Genomic DNA, 24,296 nt, shown 5'->3' with positions numbered 1-24,296 from the left:
TGGAGGTGCGGTTCATGACGTTCCAGCCAGGTGCCGTGCGGGTCGGGATCGATGTCGGTGGCACGTTCACCGACGCGGTCGCCGTCGACGCACGCACGTTCGAACTGCTCGGCCAGGTCAAGGTGCCGACCAGCCATGACCATCCCGACGGCGTCGCGCACGGCATCCTGGAGGCGCTGGAGAAGCTGCGCGCCGACCTCGGTCTCGGCGCGAACGACGTCTCGTTCCTCGCCCACGGCACCACCCAGGCGACCAACGCGCTGCTGGAAGGCGATGTCGCGACGGTCGGCATCGCCGGTGTCGGGACCGGGTTCGACGCCTTCGCGACCAAGCGGCTGCGCTCCTTCGGAAAGATGGAGCTGGCGCCGGGGCGCAAGCTGCCCGTCCGCTTCGTCGCGGTGCGAAATCCAGGGCGAGCGGGTGTGGCGGTCGACGAGCTGGTGCGGGCAGGTGCCGAGGTGGTCGTCGCGGTCGAGCCTTTCAGCGTGGACGACCCCGGTGGCGAGGATGCGGTCGCGACGGCTGCCCGCGAGCAGGGGGTGCTCGCAGCGGCCACGCACGAGATCACAGGTCTTTACGGACTCACCAAACGAGCTCGTACGGCGGTTCTGAACGCGGGCATCATGCCGCGGATGGTCTCGACCGCGGATCTGGTCGAGAGCAGTGTCCGGCGGGCCGGCATCACCGCTGCGCTCATGGTCGTCCGTGGCGACGGCGGTGTGATGTCCCTGGCCGAGATGCGTCGCCGGCCGTTGCTCACCGCGCTGTCCGGGCCTGCGGCGGGAGTCGCAGGGGCGTTGATGGCAGAGCGACTCAGCGAAGGCCTGTTCCTGGAGACCGGCGGCACGTCCACTGACATCAGCGTGGTCCGCCGTGGGCGGGTCCTGGTTAGGCATGCGCACCTGGGCGGGCATGAGACGTACCTGCCTGCTTTGGACGTCCGCACGGTCGGCATCGGCGGCGGCTCGCTGATCAGGTACTCCGGCCGGGCGATCACCGAGGTGGGCCCACGCAGCGCGCACATCGCCGGACTGCCGTACGCCTGCTTCGCACCAACCGCAGTCTGGTCCGGTGCGCAGCTCGTCACCATCTCGCCGCGGCCTGGTGACCCGGCGGACTACGTGGCGATCGAGACTGCGGACGGCACCCGGTACGCGCTCACGCTGACCTGCGCTGCCAACGCGCTCGGAGTCGTGCCGGCGGACAGCTACGCCTACGCGAACCATGAGACCTCCCGAGCGGCGATGCAGCCGCTCGCCGCGGCCCTGGGCATGACCGTGGAGGCGGCGGCGCGCGCCGTACTGCGCCAAGCGGTGAAGCCGGTGCGCGCAGTCGTCGACCGGCTCGTCCAGGAGTACCGGCTCGATCACCCGACGCTGGTCGGTGGTGGCGGCGGCGCGGCGGCCGTCACGCCGTTCCTGGGCGCCGAGACCGGCCATGACTGGCGGATCGCCGCGCACGCGGAGGTCATCAGCCCACTCGGCGCCGCACTGGCGCTGGTCCGGGAATCGGTCGAGCGAATCGTGCCGAGTCCGTCCAACGCCGACATCCTGGCCACCCGTGCCCAGGCCGAGGCCGCAGTGGTCGCCCAAGGCGCCGACCCGGCGGGCGTCGAGGTGGACGTCACCGTGGACCCGCAGCGCAACCTGATCCGTGCTGTCGCGACCGGTGCCACCGAGCTCCGCACAAAGGACCGGGCCGCCACTCTCGACGCCGCTGAGGTGCGGTCCGCCGTGGCACGCAGCATCGGCGTCTCCAACTCCGAGGTCAGCGAGCTTGCGGCCACACCGCAGTACGGCGTCTTCGGTGCGCGGACACGCCGGCATCGGTTCGCCAGATCCGCCGTACGCCTCCGGGTGGTCGACGGCGAAGGCGTGATTCGCCTGCACAGCAACGGCGCGGTCGTCGAGACAGTCAAAGCCGGTACGGCGTCCGCCCGGCTCGCCGTACTGGCGGACCAGCACACGCGGTACGGCGACGGCGGTGCGCGCGTCCCGGCGGTGTGGCTGCTGGTCGGCCCGAAGATCGCCGACCTGTCCGGAGTGCTCGACCGCGACCAGCTGATCGCCCTGGCCGGCGCCGAACTGAAGACCCGAGCAGACGACGAGCAGGTCGTCCTGATCCTGGAGGACCGCGGATGAACGACCTGGACCTGGCCGTCGGCCTGCTGCGTGACACCCCCACCCACGAGAACCGCACCGGCGAGCAACTGCGGTCCTGGGCGCGGACAGCACTCGAGTACGGCGACGAGCTGGCCGAGACGGACACGGCCGTCGACATCCACGTGGTCGAGCGCGAGGGCGGCGTACGGAAAGGTGAACTGCTGCTGGCGGAACACCAGCACGGCACGGTCATCGTCTACACGGATGCGTTGCGCCATACCGAAGAGCTGGCGCGCAAACGGGGGTGGGCAGTCACCCGCGACTCGCTGCGCCGGGCCGCCGTCGCGCACGAGGTGGCGCACCACAGTCTCGACGTACGCGAGCTGAACCGGCGGCTCGGTCACACCGCTGCCAGGCTCGGGCCGTTCCGGCTGCGTGGACATGTGGCCGGCGCGGACGAGATCGCCGCGCACCGCTTCGCTCATCGCCGCAGCGGTCTCGCTGTCAGCCCCTTGCTGCTCACCGCCGCCCTCGCGGGAAGGAACTGATCATGGGAATCGCGATCCTGATTCTGATGGCCGTCGGAGTGGTGCTCATGCTCACCCGGGTGCTGCCGACCGCGTTCGCGCTGGCCCTGCTCGCGATCGGCATCGCGCTGATCTCGGGCGCACCGTTGACCGGCGGCAAGGAGAGCATCCTGACCGGCGTGCTGCAGAACGGCGCCATCACGCTCGCGGCGACGATGATCGCCGTACTGCTCGGCTCCTGGCTCGGCTCGCTACTCGACCAGACCGGCATCGGCGGCACGCTCGTCCGGAAGATCGTCGAGTTCGGCGGTGAGCGCCCGGCGGTCGTGGCGCTGGGCGTCTTCGCGGTGTCGATCCTGTGCGGAAGCATCACCGGATCGGCGCCGGCCGCGATGCTCGCGGGCGTGGTCGGCATCCCGGCGATGATCGCCGTCGGCCTTCGCCCGGTCGCGGCCGCGGGCGCGGTCCTGATGGGGATCTCGGCCGGGTCGCCGTTGGAGTTGCCGGTGTGGCAGTTCATGTCCGACGCGCTCGGCGCACCGGTCGCCGAGGTCCGGACGGTGATGATCAGGCTGTTCCCGATCGCGCTGGTGGTGGGGATCGCCTACGTGCTTGTGCAGACCCGCCGGGGTGCGCGGCACGCGTGGGCGGTGCAGCTGGATCGGCCCAAGGCACGCATCCGCCGCGGCGACGCTCCCTGGTACGCGCTCGCCACCCCGCTGATCCCGATCGTGCTGGCCCTGGGATTCACGATCCCGATCGTGCCGTCGCTGCTCGCCGGGGTCGTCTATGCGCTGGTGACCACGACGAAATGGGGCGACCTGAACGAGCGGGCGCTTCGCTCGCTGTACAAGGGATTTGAGGTCGCGGCACAGCCGATCGCCTTGTTCGTGGCGATCGGGATGCTGCTCGCGGCCGTGAAGCTGCCAGGCGCCAAGACCGCGCTGACCCCGATCGTGGCGGCGATCAGCCCGTCTGCCCCGATCTGGTTCGTCGTGGTCTTCGCCGCGCTGGTACCGCTGTGCCTGTTCCGCGGTCCGCTCAACGTGTTCGGGCTCGGCGCCGGAGTGGCCGGCGTACTGGTGAGCGGCGGCATCTACCCGATGGCCGCGGTCGTCGGGCTGATGGCGTCGTACAACCAGGTCTTCAGCGTCTCCGACCCGACCAGCACCCAGACGGTCTGGGCGGCCCAGTACGCCGGTGTGCGGCCCGAGCGGTCGATGCTGTCGACGCTGCCGTTCACCTGGCTGGTCGGGCTGGGCGGGATGGTGCTCACGGCGGCTCTCTACCTTTGATCCGTGGTCACCCCTTGTAATCGGCGCGTCACTCAACTTACTGTGGGCCGCGTTGCCGAACCTTGGGGAGGTCCAGTGCAGTTTCACCGTGCGATCGCAACGGTCAGCGGGTTGCTGATGACGATGGCGCTGACCGTCCCCGCGCACGCGGACGTCCCACGCTTCACCGAGTACGTCGCTCTGGGTGACTCCTACACGTCGGCGCCGTTCGTGCCGATCCCGGATCTGCTGTCGCTCGGGTGCGCCCGCTCGTTCAGCAACTACCCGAAGATGATCGCGGGCGCGCTCGGCATCTACCACTTCACCGATGTCAGCTGCGGCGGCGCGGACACCACGCACATGCTGAACCCGCAGAGCACGGTCCTCGGTACGGCGCGGCCGCAGTTCGACGCGCTATCGCCGGAGACCGACCTGGTCACGGTCGGGATCGGCGGGAACGACTTCGGCGTGTTCGGCTCGATCATCAGCACCTGCCCGGGGCTGCGCGCCTCGGACCCGACGGGCGCACCCTGCAAGGCGCACTTCACTGTCGACGGCGTCGACACGCTGAAGGCCAAGATCGCGCTGACCCAGACCCGGATCGCGACTGTTGTCCAAGGCATCAAACAACGGTCGCCGCAGGCAACGATCCTGCTGATCGGGTATCCGAAGATCGCGCCCGAGCACGGCACCTGCCCGGACATCCTGCCGTTCGCCGACGGCGACTACAGCTACCTGTACTCGATCGAGCAGACACTGAACGCTGCCGTGTCGAACGCGGCCGCCGCCAACGGAGCGACGTACGTCGACACGTTCGGACCATCGACGGGTCACGACGCCTGCGCACCGGACGGCGTGGCGTGGATCCAGGGCAAGGACCTCAACCTGCTCCGCGCGGCCAACTACCACCCGCGCTACGAGGGTCAGGCCGGTGTCGCCTCGCTGACCTTCAAGAAGCTGACCGGCGCGCCCGCCACCGTCACTGCCTCTGAGCAGGCAGTGTGGGCCGCCAAGGGCCGTGAGCTCACCAAGGCGGCCTCCAATGACCGCGTACGGACCAGCGCGCAACGCTGACCCTTTCCAATCCGTACGCGACCCCGAGCCGGGCCACATCACGCGTGGCCCGGCTCGGCGGTGTTCTTACGGCAGCTGCGCCGTCAGCTCGGTGAGGGCCTGGCCGAGCGGCAGGTTGATGCGGTGCAGCGCATATGGGTCGCCGCGGGTGATGCCCTGGTTGACGATCAGAACCGGCGTACCGGCCTTGGCTGCGTGCCGGACGAAGCGGAAGCCGGACATGACGGTCAGGGACGAGCCGAGCACCAGTACGGCGTTGGCCGCGTCGATCAGGCGGTAGCAGCGCTCCACGCGGGACTTGGGCACGTTCTCGCCGAAGAACACCACGTCTGGTTTGAGCACTCCCCCGCAGACCATGCACGGGACGACGGTGAAGTGCTGGACCACCTCATCCGGTAGCTCGACGTCGCCGTCGGGGTTGATCCGGGTCGCCTCGGCCTCGAAGCCCGTGTTGGCCGCGCGCAGTCTCGCGTCCAGCGCTTCGCGGGCGGACGTCGTACCGCAGTCCAGGCAGATGACGCGGTCCAGGTTGCCGTGCAGCTCGATCACGTCTCTGGCTCCGGCGGCACTGTGCAGGCCGTCTACGTTCTGCGTGATGACACCGGTCAGGTAGCCCCGGGCCTGGAGGGCGGCGACGGCGCGGTGGCCGTCATTCGGGTGCGCGCGGGCGATCGTCCGCCACCCCAAATGGCTGCGGGCCCAGTAGCGCTGCCGACCGGCCTCGCTGGTCGCGAAGTCGTCGTACGTCATCGGGGTGTGCGTCCGGAGGCTCCCGGTCTCGCCGCGGTAGTCGGGGATGCCGGACTCGGTGGACAGGCCGGCGCCACTGAGTACGACGACCTTCCGGCCGCCGACGATCTCGGCGAGCGGCCCGACATCCGTCGTACCGGGCTCGAGCGCGAGAACGTCAGGGCCGGGAGCCCACTGCAGAGTCGGACGGGAACGCACCACTCCAGGGTACTTACCGGCGCACGCCGAGGGTGGCGATCAGGTCCTCGTGCAGCTCGAACCACACGCGGTGGCGCTCCTCAACGTCTCCAGCGCTCGCGTAGCGCGTGTCATAGCCGGCGAAGCGCTCCAGTACGGCGGTCAGCCGCGCCGCCAGCGGTGTGAGCTCCTGACCGATCGCTGCGAGCTCGTCGAGCACTTGACGGTCCCAAGCAGTGTCGGTGTGGTCGTTGAAGGCCAGAGGGGCATCAGGGGTCGGTTTGAGCTGCCAGTTGGTGCAGGCCGCCTGCAGACGGCCGTTGAGCGGCAGGAAGTCGTCGTACGCCGCTTGGACGCTCGCCCGATGCGGTCCGAGCTCAGCCGCGAGCTGGCGCTCGTTCTCGGCCCGGCCGCGCTCGGTGAGCGACCAGCCGCCCACACCCGCGAACTCGCTCCAGCTGACCCAGCCATAGGCCTGGTAGTCGAGCAGCAGTTCCTTCGCCACAGCCACGTCGAGCTGGAACCGCTCCGCGACCGCAGTGTCGTCACCGACACCGAGCACCCGGACCGCATGCAGGACCAGCAAGCCGGGCGCCGACGCGCTCATGCCTCCCCCTGCTTCGCGGTCAGCCGATCAAGACGCTGCTGACAGGCCTGCGGAGAGTTGAACCCGAGCGCGCGGGCCATCTCGGCCCAGGTGAGCCCGAGACCACGCGCAGCGAACATCAGACCGGTCTCCAGCTGGTCGATCTCCGCCCGAGCCGCCGGCAGCAGCTGCAGGGCCGCTCGCGCTGCGTCGCGGTTGTCGGTGTTCGAGGTCAGGAAGAAGTGGATGAGATCGACGGCTGAGGGCGGCACCGGCGCGGGCTGCCACGGACGGCGGTCGAGCTGGTCGGCCCCGAGCGCCAACAGCTCCTGCCGGGCATCCGCTTCTCGCTGCGCCTGCGCGTGGTCGTCATTGCTTTGCATGCTCGAACAGTGGATCATCAACGAAATGTTGTCAACAAAACATTGAAAGGAGCTTCTGGGTGATCAGTCTTGCGGAGGCAGGTCCGGACGCCGGTCCGAAAGCGGCGACCCTCGGCAGGCTCCTGCGCGCCGGCTTCCCGGTACCACCCGGCTTCGTCGTACTGCCCGGTGATTCCCCTGACCTCACGGCCCTGTCAGACCGTCTGTACGCCGTTCGCTCGTCCGCGTCGACCGAGGACACGACCGCTCGGTCGGCGGCCGGTGTGTACGACTCGTTCCTCGGCGTCGACCGGGCGGCCCTCGCGGACCGGATCGCCGCGACTCGCGCGTCGCTATGGTCACCGCGAGCGGCGGACTACCGCCGTACCGACGCGCAGATGACGGTAATCGTCCAACAGCACGTCGAGGCGGACGTGTCCGGCGTGCTCTTCACCGGATCGCCTGCGCAGGTCGAGGCCTCCTGGGGACTCGGCGAGAGCGTGGTCGGCGGCCGCGTCACCCCCGACGCCTTCACCCTCGTCAACGGCGAGCCCACCGTCCGCCGCCTCGGCGACAAAACCACCCGAGTCGACCGCACCACCACAACCCCGGTCTCCCTCACCGACCGCACCCGCTACAGCCTCACCGACACCCAACTCCGCGACCTCTGGCACCTAGGCCAAGCCGTCGAACACCACCTAGGCGCACCCCAAGACCTCGAGTTCGCCTTCGAACGCAACCACCTCTGGCTCCTCCAAGCCCGCCCCATCACCATCCCCCTCCAAGGCACCTCCGGCAGCCCCGGCACCGCCACCGGCCCCGCCCGCCCAGTCCACACCCCCGCAGACTTCCCCCGCGTCCACCCCGGCGACATCCTCATCTGCCGCTACACCGACCCCGCCTGGACCCCACTCTTCCGAGTCATCGCCGGCATCATCACCGAAACCGGCGGCCGCCTCTCCCACGCCGCCATAGTCGCCCGAGAACACCGAATCCCCGCCATCCTCGGCGTACCCCACGCCCTGACCATCCCCGAAAACACCCCCGTAACCCTCAACACCACCACCGGCACCATCACCTACTGATCCCCCCTCCCGACACCCCCGCTGCTCTTTGTGCACGAAGCTCATCTTTGGGAACCCACCAACCACGCGAAGCCCCGAAAAATGACTGGTGGCTACACAAAGATGGCTCTCGTGCACAAAGAGAAGGCGACCCACCTTTGGGCGCGAGGCGAGAGAGGGATGGGGCAGTCAGCCGACGAACACCGCGGTCGGCTTCGCCACCGGCCCGTGCGGTTCGTAGAGCGCGAGGAAGGTGCCGGTGGGGTCGAACATGGCGGTTTGGCCGGGCGCGAGGTTCAGCCCCGGCAACGGACGGCCGGTGCGGATAGCGGTTGCCTGCTCGACATCGACGTCGTACCGCGGGAAGGTGCTGGCGGCAACATCTGCGATCGGCAGCCAGACGAAGTCCTCGGCGAGCTCCTCGAGCGTGTGCGCAGCCTTCAGGTCGAAGGACCCAACCCTGGTACGGCGAAGCGCCGTCAGGTGGCCGCCTACTCCGAGATCGGCACCGAGGTCACGGGCCAGCGCACGAATGTAGGTCCCGCTCGAACAGTCAACGGACACGTCGATATCGATCCACGTGTCCCCGACGCGCACCTCGAGAATGTCGTACCGCGACACAGTCACCGTGCGCGCCTTGAGCTCAACCTCTTCGCCCGCACGCACACGTTCGTAAGCCCGCTTACCGTCGACCTTGATCGCGGATACCGCCGACGGGATCTGCGAGATCTCACCCCGGTACGCCGCCGCTGCGGTCCTGATCGCTTCCACGGTGACGCCATCGACCGGAGCAGTCGAAACAACTGACCCCTCCGCGTCATCCGTCGTCGTCACCGCGCCGAGGCGGATCGTGGCGTCGTACGACTTGTCGGCGAGCTGGAGATGACCGAGCAAGCGGGTCGCACGGTTGAGGCCGGCGACCAGCACGCCGGTCGCCATCGGGTCCAGCGTGCCGGCATGGCCCACCTTGCGGGTCCCTGCCAGCCGCCGGACCCTCGCGACGACCGTGTGCGAGGTCATCCCCGCGGGTTTGTCGACGACGACGATGCCGTCCGAGGACGGCGTGAAGTCACCCACTAGTCTTCGGCGTCCTCGTCTTCGTGCGGCTTCTTGTACGGGTCGGCGTCACCGGCCGGCTTCGCACCGGCGGCGGCCTTGGCCACCTCGGCGTCGGCCTGGCGGGCCTTCGCGAGCAGTTCCTCGATCTGGCCGGCGGTCTCCGGGACCGCGTCCAGGTAGAACGCGACACTCGGCGCGCGCCGCAGCCCGAGCGCCTTGCCGACCTCGCTGCGGATCAGCCCACGGGCCGACTCCAGCGCGGCCGCGGTGGACGCCCGGTCCTGCTCATTGCCGTACACCGTGTAGAAGACGCTCGCCTCGCCCAGATCGGCGGTCAGCTTCGCGTCCGTCACGGTGACGAATCCCAGTCGCGGGTCCTTGACCCGGCGCTCCAGCAACTCGGCGACGAGCACCTGGATCCGGTCGGCCAGCTGCTTGGCCCTTGCTTCGCCCATCAGGGCTCACTCCCTCATTCATGAAGAACGTCCGGAGAGACGTTTGACCGTCTCTCCGGACGCTACTCCTCGACGGCTCAGCGAGCCGTCACCTGGTTCAGTTCCGCGGCTTCTCGCGGAGCTCGAAGGACTCCACGACGTCGCCGATCTTGATGTCGTTGAAGTTGTTCACCGTCAGACCGCACTCGAAGCCCTCGCGGACCTCGGACGCGTCGTCCTTGAACCTCTTCAGCGACGACAGGTCGCCGTTCTCGACGATCACCGCACCGTCGCGGATCAACCGGATCTTGGCGTTCCGGCGGACCAGCCCGTCGGTCACCCAGCAGCCGGCGATGTTGCCCACCTTCGAGGAGCGGAAGATCTCGCGGATCTCCGCGTGGCCGAGCACGGCCTCCTCGTAGACCGGCTTGAGCATGCCCTTCAGGGCCGCCTCGATGTCGTCGATCGCGGAGTAGATCACCGAGTAGTACCGGATGTCGACGCCCTCGCGCTCGGCGACGTCGCCGGCCTTGCCCGCCGGCCGCACGTTGAAGCCGATGATGACGGCGTTCGAGGCCATGGCCAGGTTGACATCGTTCTCGTTGATCGCACCGACGCCACGGTCGATGACGCGCAGGTTGACCTCGTCGTCGACCTCGATCCGGACCAGCGCGTCTTCCAGCGCCTCGACCGAACCGGACACGTCACCCTTGAGGATGAGCAGCAGCTCCTGCGTCTCGCCCTTCTCCATCGAGGCCATGAAGTCCTCGAGGGTCCGGCGCGCACGACGCTTGGCATTGGCGGCCGCACGAGCCCGGGCTTCACGCTTCTCAGCGATCTGCCGGGCCATCCGGTCGTCGTCCACCACCAGGAACTTGTCACCCGCACCCGGGACCGCGGTCAGACCGAGGACCAGGACCGGACGCGACGGCGTGGCCTCTTCGACCGGGTCGCCGTGCTCGTCGAGCATGGCCCGGACCCGGCCGTACGCCGGTCCCGCGACCATCGAGTCGCCGACCCGCAGCGTGCCGCGCTGAACCAGCACGGTCGCCACCGGACCACGGCCCTTGTCGAGGTTGGCCTCGATCGCGATGCCCTGGGCCGGCATGTTCGGGTTGGCCCGCAGGTCCAGTGCCGCGTCCGCGGTCAGTACGACGCCCTCGAGCAGGCCGTCGATGTTGATCCGGGACTTCGCCGAGACGTCGACGAACATCGTGTCGCCGCCGTACTCCTCGGGGACCAGGCCGTACTCGGTCAGCTGACCGCGCACCTTGGCCGGGTCCGCCGCCGGGACGTCGATCTTGTTGACCGCGACCACGATCGGGACACCCGCCGCGCGAGCGTGGTTCAGGGCCTCGATCGTCTGCGGCATCACGCCGTCGTCGGCCGCGACCACCAGGATGACGATGTCGGTGGCCTGCGCACCACGGGCACGCATGGCGGTGAACGCCTCGTGACCCGGGGTGTCGACGAAGGTGATGGCGCGCTCTTCGCCGTCGACCGTGGTGGTCACCTGGTAGGCACCGATGTGCTGGGTGATGCCACCGGCTTCCTTGGCGACGACGTTCGCTTCCCGGACCGCGTCCAGCAGCTTCGTCTTACCGTGGTCGACGTGACCCATCACGGTCACGACCGGCGGCCGCTTGACCAGGTCACCGTCATCGCCCTCGTTGGATCCGAAGTCGATGTCGAACGACTGGAGCAGCTCGCGGTCCTCGTCCTCCGGGGACACGACCTGAACGTCGTAGTTCAGCTCGGTGCCCAGCAGCTGCAGGACCTCTTCGTTGACCGACTGGGTCGCGGTGACCATCTCACCGAGGTGGAACAGCACCTGCACCAGCGACGCCGGGTCGACTCCGACCTTCTCGGCGAAGTCCGTCAGGGACGCGCCACGGGCGAGCTTCACGACCTCGCCGTCACCGTGCCGGACGCGAACGCCACCGACCGCCGGTGCCTGCATGTTGTCGAATTCCTGGCGCTTGGCGCGCTTCGACTTCCGGCCACGACGAGCCGGACCGCCCGGACGCCCGAAGGCACCCTGCGTTCCGCCACGGCCCCGGTTGCCCGGACCCGGACGGCCACCGCCGCCACCACCGGGAGGACCGCTCGGGCCGCCGCCGGGACGGAAGCCGCCGCCACCGCCGCCGCCACCCGGACGGGCGCCGCCACCGGCTCCACCCGGACCGCCGCCACCTGGGCGACCACGACCGCCGGCGCCACCACCGCCGCCTGGGCCCCCACCGGGACCCGAGGGACGGCCGGTGAACGTACCGGCCGAGGACTTCGGCATCATCGCCGGGTTCGGGCGCGGAGCACCCGGTACGCCGCCGGAACGCGGCGGACGGTCGTTACCGCCCCGCCGGTCGTCGCGGCCGCCACCATCGCGGGCCGCCGGCGGACGCGGAGCCATCCCGGCCGGGCTGGGAGCGCCCTGGCCGCCGCCCTGGCCACCCGGGCCCGGACGTGCGCCACCGCGCTGCATGCCTTGCGTAGAGCTGAACGGGTTGTTGCCCGGACGCGGTGCACCCGGACGCGGGGCACCACCCTGGCCACCCGGACGTGCGTTGCCACCGGGCCGGGGCGCACCCGGACGCGGCGCGGAGCCACCCGGACGCGGAGCCGCACCCGGACGCGGGGCAGAGCCCTGACCGCCACCCTGTCCACCCGGACGCGGGCCCGGACGGTCGGCCGCCGGACGCGGCGTGGCCGGAGCGGCCGGCGCTGCGGCCTCGGGGGCCGGAGCCGCCTTGGCAGCCGGAGCCTCGAACGACGGCGTGGCCGCGGGGGCCTCCGTCTTCGGGGTAACCGGTGCCTCGACCGGCGCAGCCGGAGCAGCAGCCGCAGCGGGAGCCTCGACCGGTGCGGCCGGGGTCTCGGCGCGCGGACGCGGCTTCGGGCCCGGACGCGGACCCGGCTTGATGCCCGGCGTCGCCTTGGCAGCCGGAGCCACCGGAGCGGCCTCGGCCTGCTCGGTCACCGGAGCCTGCGCGACCGGAGCCGGAGCGGCCTCGGCTACGGGCGCCGGGCGCTCGGCCGGTGCCGCGGGAGCGGCCGGCTCGGACTTCTCCACCGGCTCCGCGGGGACCACCGGAGCGGTCGCCTGCGGCGCGGCAGACGTACTGGCGGCGGCCTTCTTGGCCGCGCGCTTCTTCGGCGGGTTCTTCTCGAACTCCTCCGCCAACCGCCGCACAACCGGCGCCTCGATGGTCGAGGATGCCGATCGGACGAACTCACCCATGTCGTTCAGCCTGGTCAGGACGACCTTGCTGGTAACTCCGAGCTCTTTCGCGAGCTCGTAGACCCGGACCTTTGCCACTACTCTCCCTCTGGTCCGAGCCTGGGGCGCGGACCGTTAGTTGACGTACGTGCTCATCGCATTGCACTCATCGGTAGACACTCATCGAGTGGTCATGAGTCGATGACCCGCCTTCATGTCGGTCACACAGCCCGGTCAGGCCGTGTGTACATCTTGATTATCACGCTGCGCTACGTGCTCACGCAGCCCGGTCACTTCCAGCGGCCCCTGGACCTTGAAGGCCCGCGGGAACGCCTTACGCCGGACGGCGAGCTCGAAGCACTCGGTCGTGGGGTGCAGGTGCGCTCCACGGCCGGGAGCCCGATGCTCGGGATCCGGGAGGACAAGCCTTCCGGACACCGTCATCCGCAGCAGGTCAGCCGGGCTGCTCCGCTTCCGGCACCCGATACAGGTACGCGTCCGAACCTTGCCTGGACGCGCGTCTGTCACTTCTTCCTCAGGGTGTGGATACGGCTCAGTCGACCGACCGAGAGATCAGTCTACCTTCTTGTCCTCACCAGTCACATCGGTATCCGGCCGGATGTCGATCCGCCAGCCCGTGAGCCGGGCCGCGAGGCGGGCGTTCTGGCCTTCCTTGCCGATCGCGAGGGACAGCTGATAGTCCGGCACGACGACCCGCGCGGCGCGGGCGGCCGCGTCGACGACCTCCACAGACGTAACCTGCGCCGGGGACAACGCATTCCCGACGAAGGTGGCCGGGTCGTCGCTGTGGTCGATGATGTCGATCTTCTCGCCGTGCAGCTCGTGCATGATGTTGCGCACGCGCTGGCCCATCGGGCCGATACAGGCGCCCTTCCCGTTCACCGACGGGTTCAGGGTGCGAACGGCGATCTTGGTCCGGTGACCGGCCTCCCGCGCGATCGCGGTGATCTCGACGGTGCCGTCGGCGATCTCCGGGACCTCCAGCGCGAACAGCTTCTTGACCAGGTTCGGGTGTGTCCGGCTGACCGTGATCTGCGGGCCCTTGAAACCCTTCCGGACGCCGACGACGTAGACCCGCAGCCGGGAGCCGTGGTCGTACTTCTCCCCCGGCACCTGCTCGGGCGCCGGCAGCACGGCCTCGATCTTGCCGAGGTCGACCATCACCGAGCGCGGATCGCGGCCCTGCTGGACCACGCCGGAGACGATGTCACCCTCCTTGCCGGAGAACTCGCCGTACCGGACCTCGTCCTCGGCGTCGCGCAGCCGCTGCAGGATGATCTGCTTGGCCGTGGTGGCGGCGATCCGGCCGAAGTCGGCCGGAGTGTCGTCGTACTCACGGAGCAGCGTGCCCTCGTCGTCGAACTCGCGCGCCATCACACTCACGTGCCCGGTCTTGCGGTCCAGCTCGGCGCGCGCGTGCTGTTGTGCGCCCTCGGTGCGGTGGTAGGCCACCAGCAGCGCCGCCTCGATCGCGTCGACGACGATGTCCAGGGAGATGTCCTTCTCCCGTTCGAGTGACCGCAGGACGGCCATGTCGATATCCATGTCAGTTCTCCTCCACCGTGCCGTCGGCAGGTGCTTCTTCTTCAGTGTCGTCGCCGGCGGGCCGGTTGAACTCGATCTGGACCTTGGCCTTCTCCACATCGCTGTACGCGACCGATCGGAGCTTGCCCTTGACATCCAGTTCGGCCGCCTCGTCGGAGGCGGTCTTGATGCGGCCGGTCACCTTCTGACCGTTCGTCAGGGTGACCGCGACCAGGCGGGTGATGTTGCGGCGCCAGTGCCGGGGCAGCGTGAGCGGCCGGTCGACGCCGGGGCTGGAAACCTCCAGCGTGTAGGCACTCGCGCCCATCAGCTTGTCGTCCTCGTCCAGCGCCTTGGAGATGGCACGGGTGACGTCCGCGACGTCGTCGAGGGTGATCCCGCCGTCGCGGTCGATCAGGACCCGCAGGATCCGGCGCTTGCCGACCGGCACGATGTCGGTCTCCTCCAGGTCGGCGCCGAACTGGGCGACGAGGGGCTGGAGGAAGTTCTCGAGGCTCGTGGTGTCCGTGTGGTCAGTCCTTCGGCTCACAGGTAGACCTGCCTCTCTTTGCAGTTGTGCGCCCGTACCCACCCCGGCGGTCCGGCCGAGGGCAGTAGTCCACCTTATCCGGCTCCGGAGGGTGCTCACGTCACCGCCTTGTCCCAGGCCGATCAACGACCTGTCACCGGGTAAGGTTCCGGGGTGCCGATCGAACCCCTCCGGCTGTCACGCCGCGTCGCACTGCAGTCCACAGCCCTGGCCACGGGCGCATTCGTGCTGGCCGGCTGCAAGGACGATCAGGGCGGATCCGGTACGCCGGGAGCCGTTGACCCGGGATCCGGCAAGACCGTGCCACAGGAGCCGGCCGTTGACCCCGCGGTCGTCGCAGCACTCAGCAGCGCGGCCGGATCGGTGAGCTCGCTGGTCGCCCAGTACACGCTCGTCGGCACGAAGTTCCCGGCCCTCAAGCCCAAGCTGGCGGCCGCAGCCAAGTTCCACGCCGGCCACCTGGCCAAGCTCCAGGAGACGGCTGGCGTAACCGTGCCCAAGGCACCCAAGGCCCCGGCCGTGCCGACTCAGTCGGTCGCCGCCCTGGCGCTGCTCGCCAAGCAGGAGAAGGCCGCCTCGGCCGCCCACGCGGCCGCCGCAGCCAAGCTCTCCGGATCCGCAGCCCGCCTGCTCGCGATGATCGCCGCGTCCGAGGTCCAACTCGGCTCGACCCTCCTCCCGACCAAGAAGGTGGCCTCCTCATGAGTGAGATAGAGGCCCTGCAGGCCGCCCTCGCCGGTGAACACGCGGCCCTGTACGGCGTGGGTGTGGCCGGCGGCAAGTTGAGCGGCGCCAAGTTCCGGTCCGCGACCGAGACGTTCGAGCGGCACCGCGACAACCGCGACAAGCTGAGCGCCCTGATCGCGGCCGCCGGTGAGACCCCGGTCGCCGCCGAACCGGCGTACGACCTGCCGCAGCCGGTCACGAACGCGGTCAGCGCCTCCGCGCTGATCCTCGTCATCGAGCGCCGCCTGGCCGCGGCGTACGGCGATCTGGTCGAGGCCGCCGAGCAGCCGCCGGTCCGCCAGCTGGCCATCAACGAACTGCTCGCCACCGCGTCCGCGCAGGTGGTCTGGGGTGGCGCACCGGTCGCCCTCCCGGGCGCGGTTTAGATCCGTTCAGTGACGGTGCGGACACGGTCCGCCGTCAAATCCCGGCGCTAACGAAGGAATTCCGGCGGAGTTACGCATCGGCCGGAAATTCATAGCGTATTCCCCTTTACTCACAGCGCGACCTTACCTATATTTTCGGCCACGGAGACTGGGGGGTCACCGGGTATCACGACGACCGCGTTGGTGGCGCAGGTCGCGAAGGTTCGGCGCGTTCTCAGCGCCTTGTTCCGTACGTTTCATTTCTGCTTGATTTCAACTTCTTCGGTCCTGCTCGCGGCAGGATCATGGAGGGTGGCGAAGCATGCGTACTTTCGACCTGCGCACCGGCGAAGACCTGTTCGTGAAAGACCTGCGAGTGGTCCGCTGGGAACAATATGAACTCGATCGGGAAGTGCCGTTCCAGGCGATGTGGTACTCCGTCCCACCCGGTTCGGAGAGCCCGCTCGACCAGCATCCCGAGCTCGAACTGTCCCTCGTCGTCGCCGGTACGGCGCATGTCCTGACCGGCGGCTCGACCTACGAAGTCCAGCAGGGCAACGCGTTCCTGCTCTCCAGCACCGAACAGCACGTCGTACAGAACCGGTCGGATTCGGTCGAACTGACCGTCTTCAGCGCCTATTGGATGCCGATCGATGAGTGAGCAGATCAGCGTCTTCACGTTCCCGCAGCCGACCGTCAACGGGCCGCTGCACGTCGGCCATCTGTCCGGCCCGTACCTGGCCGCCGACATCGCCGCCCGCGCAGCACGCGCCCGGGGCGAACAGGTCGTGGTCACCAGTGGCCTCGATGTCCATCAGAACTACGTTCTGACGCGGGCCGAGAACGAGGGCCTCGATCCGCACGCGATGACCGCCGCGTTCCGCGACGACATCCTCGACACCTACGACCGGGCCCGAATCGGCTATGACCGATTCACCGACCCGCTCGGCGACGGCCACCCGCCGGTGATCCGGCAATTGATGAACCACCTGATCACGTCCGGCGCGGCTCCGCTGCGCGAGATCACCTTGTACGCCTGCAACGACTGCGATCGCACGCTGCACGAGTCCTACCTCAGCGGGCTGTGCGGCGAGTGCAAGGAGCCGGCGGCCGGCGGCGCCTGCGAGGTCTGCGGCACGTTCACCCAGGTCGCGACGATGATCGATCCGCTCTGCGGTCGCTGTGGCGGCGAGCCGCGTCCGTTCCAGGCGACCGTCCCGGTCCTGCGGATGGAGGACCACCGCGCCGCGCTGACCGAGACCTGGGTCCGGGCCCAACTGCCCCCGGCCGTCCGCGAACTCGTCGATCGCATCCTCAAAGCCGGGCTGCCGGAGATCCCGCTCGCCTTCCCGACGAACTGGGGTATCGAAGGCGACGGCCTGCTCACCGGCCTGCGGATCTGCCCGTACACCGAGGTCGCACTCACCGACCTCTACGGCATCGCGCAGGCCGTCGATCCAAGCGCCACCGACATCGCCGGCTACCTGGCCGCGATCGGCCGCGTCGGCGAGCTCTGGCATTTCCTCGGTCTCGACAACGCATTCTGGTACGCCGTCTACTGGCCGGCCGTGTGGGCCGCTGCCGGGGTCGCCCGGTCGCCTCTTTCCGGGCTGGTGGTCAACGAGTTCTACACCTCGGACGGGGCGAAATTCTCGACCAGCCGGAAACACGGAATGACAGCGACGGAATTACTCAGCCAACGAGATCCGTCAATCGTTCGTTTGTTTCTGGCCTGGGACCGGCCGGATCGCTATCAGAGCGATTTCAACCAGCATTCTTTCCAGGCTTTCACCGAGTACGTCGAACCGCTGCTGGCGGGCGTCCGCACGATCTCCGAACCACTCGATCCGGCGCTGGCCGCGATCGAACTGGCCCGGGGTGAGGCCGCGCTCCAGCCGGCTGCCTTCGACCCACCGCTGGCGGCGCGATGCCTGCTCACCCTGCTGGCCGGTGGCGCCGATGACACCGGGTCGCTCCGCACCGCGCTCACCGGGCTGGGGTGATCCGGATGCGCATCGGAGTGATCGGCGCGGGGATCGCCGGATCGCTACTGGCCTGGCGACTGAGCAGCCAGGTCGCCGTTGACCTCATCACCGGCCCACCCGGGACCGACGCGACCGCGGCCTCGGGTGGCGGGGTCCGCGGGTTCGAGACGCATCCGCTGCAACGCCGCTTGGCCATCGACAGCCTGACCGAACTCCTCGGCACGCTCCACGACCAAGCGACGTACACGGAGACCGGGTGCACCTACCTGCTTCCGGAGTACGACGGGCTTGCCGCTGCGGTGGCCGAGGTCGAGCACGCGCATCCGGGCTCGACCGCGGTTCTCGACCGCACCGAACTGCGTCACCGCGGCTGGCACGGCCTGCCCGAGGGCACGGTAGGCGTCTGCGAACAGCGGGCCGGTTTCATCGATCCCGACCGGCTTCGGCACACCGTCGTACGACGCCTAGCCGCCGGCCGGACCAGTCGGGTGCTGACCGGGCCTGTCCTGCGACTGCTCCCCCAGCCCGACGGCTCTGTCGCGTGCCGTCTCCCCGGCCGGACTGAGCTGTACGACGCGGTCGTAGTCGCCACGGGTTCGTGGACGCCGACCTTCCTCGCCGAGAACCAGCTCAGCGACCACACCAAGACCAAGGCGATCCAGATCGCCGTCTACACCGTGGCCGGCGACCTCCCGACCATGTTCGTCGACGAGACCAGCGACCTGTACGGACGGCCAACGGCAGACGGCCGGCTGCTCCTCGGGGTCGACACTCAGCGCTGGTCCGTTCCACCCGGCAGCAGTGCCCCGATCCCGGACCTGGTCGCCCAGACGGTCCGGATCGCGGCCGAGCGGCTGCCACACCTCGAGTTGTCGGCGCCCGACCACCTGGTCAGTGCGGCCGACTGTTATGCCGATCCACCGGTACTGACCCTCTGGCCGGTCCCTGGTGGAACTCATCGGCTCTACACCTTCACCGGTGGGTCCGGGGGCAGCGTGAAGACCGCGCTGGCCGCTAGCCGGGCCGCCGCGAGCGAACTGCTCGCCACCGGCGGGACCAGTAACTCCACTTCGCGGACGGAGAACAAGCGCATGACGATCACCGAACGAGGTATGCACCAACAGCAGCGAACGACGCCCCGCTACCACACCGTGGGTATCGGGGCCGGACCCTCCAACCTCTCGTTGGCGGCGCTCTACAAGAACGTCACCAGCGAGCGGCTCGCCCTGTTCGACTCCCGGCCCGGCACCGGCTGGCACACGCCGCTGCTCTACCCCGGGGTGCGGATGCAGACGGGCTGGATGAAGGACCTCGTCTCCCTGGTCGATCCCCGCCACGAGCTGACCTTCCTGAACTACCTGGTCACCTCCGGTCGGCTGTATGCGCTGATCAACTCCCAGTTCGACTCACTCCCCCGGATCGAGTACGAGCGCTACCTGACCTGGGCCACCGAACAGCTCGGCGTGGTCCGCTTCGGCTCCCAGGTCGACTCGATCTCGATCACCGACGAGGGCTTCGAGATCAGCGTCGACGGCGTCCCGACCGCCGTGTCGGAACACCTGGTCCTCGGACTCGGCACGCGGGCCGTGCGCCCGGCGTACCTGGGCGGTCTGCCCGCGGAGCGCGCGTTCATCGCCGACGACCTCGGTCAGCGGCTCGCCACGCTGGACCGGACCGCACCGACCGCAGTCGTCGGCGGCGGCCAGACCGGTCTGGAGTCGGTACTGCGGCTGCTCGGAGCGGGGTTCACAGACATCCGGTGGATCGGGCGCAACCAGTGGTTCCGCAGCATCGACGACTCCCCAATGGCCAACGAGCTCTACCGGCCGTCGCACATCCAGTACCTGCAAGGCCTGAACCGGGGCATGCGCCGGCAGATGATCGACGACTCGCGCTACAGCGGCGACGCCATCACACCGGGCGGTTTGCGGGCGCTCTACCAGGCGAACTACGACGGCTTCCTGTCACTCGGCCAGTTCCCGGTCACCCTGCTTCCCGGCCGCGATGTCCGTACGTCGGATCTGCTGTCCGACGGCAACATCCGCCTGTGCTGCTCGACGACCACGTTGCCGGAGGAGCACGTCGTACGGCAACTGATCGTGGCCGCCGGTCGCGAGCACGTCGCGGCACCGTTCGACGACGACCTGCGGGAGCGGATCGAGACCGACGACGACGGCCAGATCCTGGTCGAGTCGGACTACTCCGTGCGCTGGAAGGGGATGAACGGGCACAAGATCTTCACGTTCAACGCGAGCCGGTACAGCCACGGCCTGACGAACGCCGGGCTGACGCAACTGCCGGTCCGGGCCGCGATCGTCCTCAACTCGATGTTCGAGCGGGAGATCTACCCGATCTCCGACGACGTCTGCGCGGTGCACTGGTGACCGCGGCACCCGAATCCACGGCACCCGATGTCGACGGGGTGTGGTTCCGCCTCGACGTCGACGATCCGGCCGGCAACGCGCCGTACGGGCAGTATCACCGCCAGGACGACGTGGTCTGGGCGGAGTTCTACGCCGGCGGCACGTTGCGCAGTGGCCGGCTGGTCGGGCGACTCCGCGCGGACGGTTCGTTCGACGCGTCGTACTGCCTGCTGACCAGGAGCGGTGAGCTGATCAGCGGCCGCTGCCACAGCATCCCGGAGATCGATGCCCAGGGCAACATCGTGATCTCCGACCATTTCGAGCGGGCCGACGGGACCCGCGGGGTGAGCCGAATCCGGCAGATCCCCGAACCAATGAGGGAGGCATCATGACGGGCAAACCCCATCTGCTGGTGGTTGCCACCGGGATGCGGTTGTTCCGGGAGTACATCCTGCGGTCGATCGCGCCGCAGTACCGGCTGCACATGTTTTTGCATTCCGAGCCGACCTGGGAGAAGGAGTACCTGGACGGCTGGACAGTGCTGGAGACCACGCTCGACGCCGAGGCACTGGTCGCAGCGGCTACGAAGCTGCATCAGGATGATCCGATCGACGGTGTGCTCTGCTGGGACGAGGCACGGATCCTGCAGACCGCTCATGTGGCCGAGGCGCTCGGGCTGCCGGGTGGCGACGTCGCGATGATCAACCGATGCCGGGACAAGCATCTGACCAGGACGGCACTGGCCGAGCACGGCGTACCGCAGCCTGTGTCGGTGCTCGTCGACACGGTCGACGAGGCGCTCGCGACAGCGGAGAAGCTCGGCTACCCGATCATCCTCAAGCCGCGCGCGCTGGCCGCCAGCCTCGGTGTGGTGAAGGTGAACGACGCCGCCGAGCTTCGGGACAACTGGGACTTCGCGCACGACACGACCGTCCCCGAGGCGCCGCACTACGACGTGAAGGTGCTGGTCGAGGAGTTCGCCGACGGGTACGAGATCAGCATCGACGCCGCGGTCTCCCATGGCCAGGTCACGCCGTTCTGCCTTGCTCGCAAGGAGATCGGCTACCCGCCGTACGCCGAAGAGATCGGTCACTTCGTGGACGCCACGGACCCGCTGCTCGCCGACGACCAGCTGCAGCAGGTGCTGGTCGACGCGCACAAGGCGATCGCGTTCACCGACGGCGTCACGCACACCGAGATCATGATGACGGCCGACGGACCGAAGGTCATCGAGATCAACGCCCGGATCGGCGGCGACCTGATCCCGTACCTCGGGTTGCAGGCGACCGGGGTCGATCCCGGACTGGCCGCGGCCGCGGTTGCGTGTGGACGGCAGCCCTCGTTGGTGCCGGATCGGACACTGGTCGGTGGGGTCCGGTTCTTCTACGTCGACGAGAACGACACTGTGCTCGACTCGGTCGCATTCGACCCGGTTGATACGCCGGGGATCGACCAACTCGTCGTACTGATGGAGGCCGGTCAGACGACCAGTCCCCCGCCGGACGGCACGCTGTGGGGCCGGATCGCGTACGCGACCGCCGTCGCCGGTTCCGTCGCGGAGAGCCGGACCGGATTGGACGCGGCCGAGCGCGCGCTGCGCTGGAGCGGTCATCCCAAGGAGCCGGCGTCATGAGTTCAACTGAAGAGCAGAGTGCGGGGATCTGGCAGACCATTCGGGAGGCGCCCGGGCCGGTGAAGGCGTTGCTGGTCGGCGTCTTCGTGAACAAGCTCGGCTGGTTCCTGCAGGTCTTCCTGGTGCTGTTCCTGACCACGTCGAAGGGCTTCACCCCGGTTCAGGCCGGTACGGCGCTCGGCGTGTACGGCGGTGGCTCGGTGATCGGTCTGATCATCGGCGGCTCGTTGACGGACAAGATCGGTCCGCGGGCCGCGGTGATGATCAGCATGTTCGGGATGGCCGGATTCGTGCTGGCGATCGCGTACGTGCCGAGCTATGCCGCGGTCGTCGTCGTGGTGGCGCTGGCCGGTGCGGTCGGGCAGTTCTATCGGCCGGCTTCGGCCGCGCTGCTGACCGAGCTGACGCCGCAGAACCGGCAGGTGATGACGTTCGCGATCTACCGGCTGGCGATGAACCTCGGTACGACGGCCGCGCCGCTCATCGGTGCCGCTCTCGTCGCGGTGTCGTGGAACCTGCTGTTCATCGGCGAAGCGGTCGCCGCTCTCGCCTATGCAGCAGTCGCCATCGTCGCGTTGCCTCGGCGGACGAAACCTGTCTCCGAGGTGTCGGCCGCGGAACCACAGCCGAAGGGCAGCTACGTCGCCGTACTGCGGGATCACAAGTACGTGCTGTTCCTCGTCTGCATGTTCATCAACGCGGCGATCTACATGCAGTACCTCGCGGTGCTGCCGCTGCACATGAACGTCGAGGGATTCTCGACCTGGTGGTACAGCGCGATGGTCGCCCTGAACGGGTTCATCGTGATCACCTGCGAGTTGCTGGTGACCAAGGTCGTGCAGAACAAACCGGCCCGGACGGTCGCGATGGTCGGCTTCGTGCTGCTCGGTGGTGGACTCGCGTTCTACGCGCTGCCGGGCGGGCTGGCGATCTTCGTGATCGGCACACTGCTCTGGACACTGGCCGAGATCGTCGGCGGCCCGACCATGTTCGCCTATCCCGGCATGGCCGCGCCCAAACCGTTGCTCGGCCGGTACGTCGGTGGGGCGCACGCGATGTTCGGTCTCGGATCGGCGCTCGGCCCGTTCCTCGGGGTCTGGGTGTGGAACAGCGCCGGGACCCAGGTGTGGCTGTGGTGCGGTGTGCTCGCTGCGATCGGACTCGTCCTCGCGTACTTCGGGATGGCTCCGGCGCGGGCTGAAGAGACCACCGAGCTCGCACCCATCACCGAAGTTGCCGAAGTCGCCGAAGGAGGCAAGGCATGAGCGAATACACGATCATCGTGGATCCGTTGTCCACAGGTCAGGAGTATCCGGCCGCGTTCCGTGCGGCGGGGCGGAAGCCGGTCGCCGTACTGAGCGGTCTGGAGCCACCACCGGCGTACACGACTTCGTGGAACCCGGAGGATTTCGATCACGTCCACTACTTCACCGGTGATGTGGTGGCGTTGGCCGAGGAGCTGCGGCAGTACGAGCCGACGTACTTGGTGCCGGGCGCGGAGAGCGGGGTCGAACTTTGTGATCAGCTGATCGAGATCCTGCTGCCGGGGACGGGCAACGTGCCGGCGCTGGCATCGGCCCGGCGCGACAAGTGGGAGATGGCGCAGGCTCTGTCGGCGGCGGGTGTGCCGCGGCTGCGGCAGGTGCTGACCGCCGACGAGGCCGAGGCCGAGGAATGGTTGCGGGCCAACGACCTGCTCGGCCGCCGGCTGGTGATCAAGCCACCGAAGAGTGCCGCCGGCGACGAGGTGTACGTCGTCTTCGAGGGCGGCGACTGGCGCGAGCGCTTCCACCGGGTGCTCGGCCGGGCGAACAAGATGGGGCTGATCAACGACGCCGTCCTCATCCAGGAGTACGCCGAAGGAACGGAGTACCTGGTCGACACCTACAGCGTCGACGGCGTGCACGCGCTCGTCGACGTCTGCCGGTACACGAAGGTCGGGCGCGGCGACAAGATCGGCATCTACCGCCGGATCGACTTCCTCGCCGAGGACGACCCGGAGGTCCAGGCACTCTGGCCGTACACCCGCGACGTCCTCGACGCCGTCGGCATCCGGATCGGCTGCGGCCACGTCGAAGTGATGATGACCGCCGAAGGCCCCCGGCTGATCGAGGTAGCCGCCCGACCCGCCGGCGGCGGTCACCAGATGGTCAGCGAACTGGCCACCGGCGACAACCACATCAAGCGAACCGTCGCCCACCGCGTCCGCGGTGAGGTGCGGTCCGGCTTCGACCTCGTTCAGCATCTGCGCGGCATCTTCATCATCGCGCCGTCCGAGGGCTACTTCCGCAACCGCGAGGTCTTCGACGGCATCGAAGACCTCAAGTCGTTCCACTGGTGGAAGGTCCTCCACGAGGAAGACGCGGTCGTCCCCGCGACCGTCGACCTCTTCACCTGCCTGGCCTGGGTCATCCTCATCCACAGCGACCCCGAGACCCTCGACGAGGACTACCAACGTGTACTGGAAATGGAGGCCGACATCATCATCGAGACCCCCTAGTAC

The 24,296-nt window shown here is 68.7% G+C and carries 23 protein-coding genes; 14 read left to right on the top strand and 9 right to left on the bottom strand.

What is annotated here, in order from left to right:
* Positions 1 to 14 precede the first annotated feature (14 nt).
* The 4 genes from ABD231_RS15225 (at position 15) to ABD231_RS15210 (ending at position 4,977) form a co-directional block, all read left to right on the top strand.
* Positions 15 to 2,141, top strand: a complete 2,127-nt coding sequence (locus ABD231_RS15225; RefSeq protein WP_344151065.1) for a hydantoinase/oxoprolinase family protein — start codon at positions 15 to 17, stop codon at positions 2,139 to 2,141.
* Entirely contained in the window at positions 2,138 to 2,650 is a 513-nt protein-coding gene (locus tag ABD231_RS15220; protein WP_344151062.1) for a hypothetical protein, read from the top strand. The genes ABD231_RS15225 and ABD231_RS15220 overlap by 4 nt, the downstream gene beginning before the upstream one ends.
* A 2-nt stretch (positions 2,651 to 2,652) precedes the next feature.
* Positions 2,653 to 3,924 carry a TRAP transporter large permease gene (locus ABD231_RS15215; RefSeq protein ID WP_344151059.1) on the top strand — a complete coding sequence of 424 codons (1,272 nt, stop codon included), beginning with the start codon at positions 2,653 to 2,655 and terminating at the stop codon, positions 3,922 to 3,924.
* 75 nt (positions 3,925 to 3,999) lie between these two features.
* Positions 4,000 to 4,977: an SGNH/GDSL hydrolase family protein gene (locus ABD231_RS15210; RefSeq protein WP_344151056.1), complete on the top strand. Its 978-nt coding sequence runs from the start codon at positions 4,000 to 4,002 to the stop codon at positions 4,975 to 4,977.
* A gap of 66 nt (positions 4,978 to 5,043) precedes the next feature.
* On the opposite strand, the gene ABD231_RS15205 is transcribed toward ABD231_RS15210, so the two are convergent.
* The 3 genes from ABD231_RS15205 to ABD231_RS15195 are packed head-to-tail and all read right to left on the bottom strand — an operon-like array spanning position 5,044 to position 6,873.
* Complete coding sequence (locus tag ABD231_RS15205) at positions 5,044 to 5,925, bottom strand: NAD-dependent protein deacetylase (RefSeq protein ID WP_344151053.1); 882 nt, start codon at positions 5,923 to 5,925, stop codon at positions 5,044 to 5,046.
* 13 nt (positions 5,926 to 5,938) lie between these two features.
* Positions 5,939 to 6,511 carry a transcriptional regulator gene (locus ABD231_RS15200; protein WP_344151050.1) on the bottom strand — a complete coding sequence of 191 codons (573 nt, stop codon included), beginning with the start codon at positions 6,509 to 6,511 and terminating at the stop codon, positions 5,939 to 5,941.
* The gene (locus ABD231_RS15195) at positions 6,508 to 6,873 is read right to left on the bottom strand and encodes a hypothetical protein (RefSeq protein WP_344151047.1); all 366 of its coding nucleotides are present in this window, start codon (positions 6,871 to 6,873) and stop codon (positions 6,508 to 6,510) included. Before ABD231_RS15195 ends, ABD231_RS15200 begins: the two co-directional genes overlap by 4 nt.
* A gap of 59 nt (positions 6,874 to 6,932) precedes the next feature.
* Here ABD231_RS15195 and ABD231_RS15190 point away from each other — a divergent pair, with 59 nt between their 5' ends.
* The gene (locus tag ABD231_RS15190; protein WP_344151044.1) at positions 6,933 to 7,937 is read left to right on the top strand and encodes a PEP/pyruvate-binding domain-containing protein; all 1,005 of its coding nucleotides are present in this window, start codon (positions 6,933 to 6,935) and stop codon (positions 7,935 to 7,937) included.
* Positions 7,938 to 8,105: 168 nt separating this feature from the next.
* Here ABD231_RS15190 and truB read toward each other — a convergent pair whose 3' ends face one another.
* The 6 genes from truB to rimP all read right to left on the bottom strand — a co-directional run bounded on the left by truB (position 8,106) and on the right by rimP (position 14,721).
* Positions 8,106 to 8,993, bottom strand: coding sequence for a tRNA pseudouridine(55) synthase TruB (truB, locus tag ABD231_RS15185; protein WP_344151041.1), 888 nt, complete (start codon positions 8,991 to 8,993; stop codon positions 8,106 to 8,108).
* Positions 8,993 to 9,430, bottom strand: a complete 438-nt coding sequence (rbfA, locus tag ABD231_RS15180; RefSeq protein WP_344151038.1) for a 30S ribosome-binding factor RbfA — start codon at positions 9,428 to 9,430, stop codon at positions 8,993 to 8,995. Before rbfA ends, truB begins: the two co-directional genes overlap by 1 nt.
* A gap of 97 nt (positions 9,431 to 9,527) precedes the next feature.
* Positions 9,528 to 12,725: a translation initiation factor IF-2 gene (gene infB / locus ABD231_RS15175; protein ID WP_344151035.1), complete on the bottom strand. Its 3,198-nt coding sequence runs from the start codon at positions 12,723 to 12,725 to the stop codon at positions 9,528 to 9,530.
* Between the two features lie 135 nt (positions 12,726 to 12,860).
* The gene (locus ABD231_RS15170) at positions 12,861 to 13,154 is read right to left on the bottom strand and encodes a YlxR family protein (RefSeq protein ID WP_344151032.1); all 294 of its coding nucleotides are present in this window, start codon (positions 13,152 to 13,154) and stop codon (positions 12,861 to 12,863) included.
* A gap of 45 nt (positions 13,155 to 13,199) precedes the next feature.
* Positions 13,200 to 14,192, bottom strand: coding sequence for a transcription termination factor NusA (gene nusA / locus ABD231_RS15165; RefSeq protein WP_344151029.1), 993 nt, complete (start codon positions 14,190 to 14,192; stop codon positions 13,200 to 13,202).
* A gap of 1 nt (position 14,193) precedes the next feature.
* On the bottom strand, positions 14,194 to 14,721 hold the full coding sequence (gene rimP / locus ABD231_RS15160) for a ribosome maturation factor RimP (protein WP_344151026.1): 528 nt from the start codon (positions 14,719 to 14,721) through the stop codon (positions 14,194 to 14,196).
* Positions 14,722 to 14,874: 153 nt separating this feature from the next.
* Here rimP and ABD231_RS15155 point away from each other — a divergent pair, with 153 nt between their 5' ends.
* From ABD231_RS15155 to ABD231_RS15115, 9 genes are all read left to right on the top strand, one after another.
* Positions 14,875 to 15,426, top strand: coding sequence for a cell division protein FtsK (locus ABD231_RS15155; protein WP_344151023.1), 552 nt, complete (start codon positions 14,875 to 14,877; stop codon positions 15,424 to 15,426).
* Positions 15,423 to 15,833 (top strand): ferritin-like domain-containing protein, encoded by a 411-nt coding sequence (locus ABD231_RS15150; protein WP_344151020.1) that lies wholly within the window; start codon positions 15,423 to 15,425, stop codon positions 15,831 to 15,833. Before ABD231_RS15155 ends, ABD231_RS15150 begins: the two co-directional genes overlap by 4 nt.
* 301 nt (positions 15,834 to 16,134) lie before the next feature.
* Positions 16,135 to 16,473: a cupin domain-containing protein gene (locus ABD231_RS15145; protein ID WP_344151017.1), complete on the top strand. Its 339-nt coding sequence runs from the start codon at positions 16,135 to 16,137 to the stop codon at positions 16,471 to 16,473.
* Positions 16,466 to 17,815 carry a class I tRNA ligase family protein gene (locus tag ABD231_RS15140; RefSeq protein WP_344151014.1) on the top strand — a complete coding sequence of 450 codons (1,350 nt, stop codon included), beginning with the start codon at positions 16,466 to 16,468 and terminating at the stop codon, positions 17,813 to 17,815. The genes ABD231_RS15145 and ABD231_RS15140 overlap by 8 nt, the downstream gene beginning before the upstream one ends.
* Positions 17,816 to 17,820: 5 nt before the next feature.
* Entirely contained in the window at positions 17,821 to 20,181 is a 2,361-nt protein-coding gene (locus tag ABD231_RS15135) for an FAD-dependent oxidoreductase (RefSeq protein WP_344151011.1), read from the top strand.
* Positions 20,178 to 20,552: an avidin-fold protein gene (locus ABD231_RS15130; protein WP_344151008.1), complete on the top strand. Its 375-nt coding sequence runs from the start codon at positions 20,178 to 20,180 to the stop codon at positions 20,550 to 20,552. Before ABD231_RS15135 ends, ABD231_RS15130 begins: the two co-directional genes overlap by 4 nt.
* A complete protein-coding gene (locus ABD231_RS15125) occupies positions 20,549 to 21,793 on the top strand; it encodes an ATP-grasp domain-containing protein (RefSeq protein ID WP_344151005.1) in 1,245 nt (414 codons plus the stop codon). The genes ABD231_RS15130 and ABD231_RS15125 overlap by 4 nt, the downstream gene beginning before the upstream one ends.
* Entirely contained in the window at positions 21,790 to 23,058 is a 1,269-nt protein-coding gene (locus ABD231_RS15120) for an MFS transporter (protein ID WP_344151002.1), read from the top strand. The genes ABD231_RS15125 and ABD231_RS15120 overlap by 4 nt, the downstream gene beginning before the upstream one ends.
* Positions 23,055 to 24,293, top strand: a complete 1,239-nt coding sequence (locus tag ABD231_RS15115; RefSeq protein WP_344150999.1) for an ATP-grasp domain-containing protein — start codon at positions 23,055 to 23,057, stop codon at positions 24,291 to 24,293. Before ABD231_RS15120 ends, ABD231_RS15115 begins: the two co-directional genes overlap by 4 nt.
* Positions 24,294 to 24,296 lie beyond the last annotated feature (3 nt).

Source organism: Kribbella yunnanensis (assembly GCF_039529655.1).
GTDB lineage: Bacteria > Actinomycetota > Actinomycetes > Propionibacteriales > Kribbellaceae > Kribbella > Kribbella yunnanensis.
The sequence above is the reverse complement of the archived record's forward strand: the minus strand, read 5'-3'. Positions and strand labels throughout refer to the sequence as shown.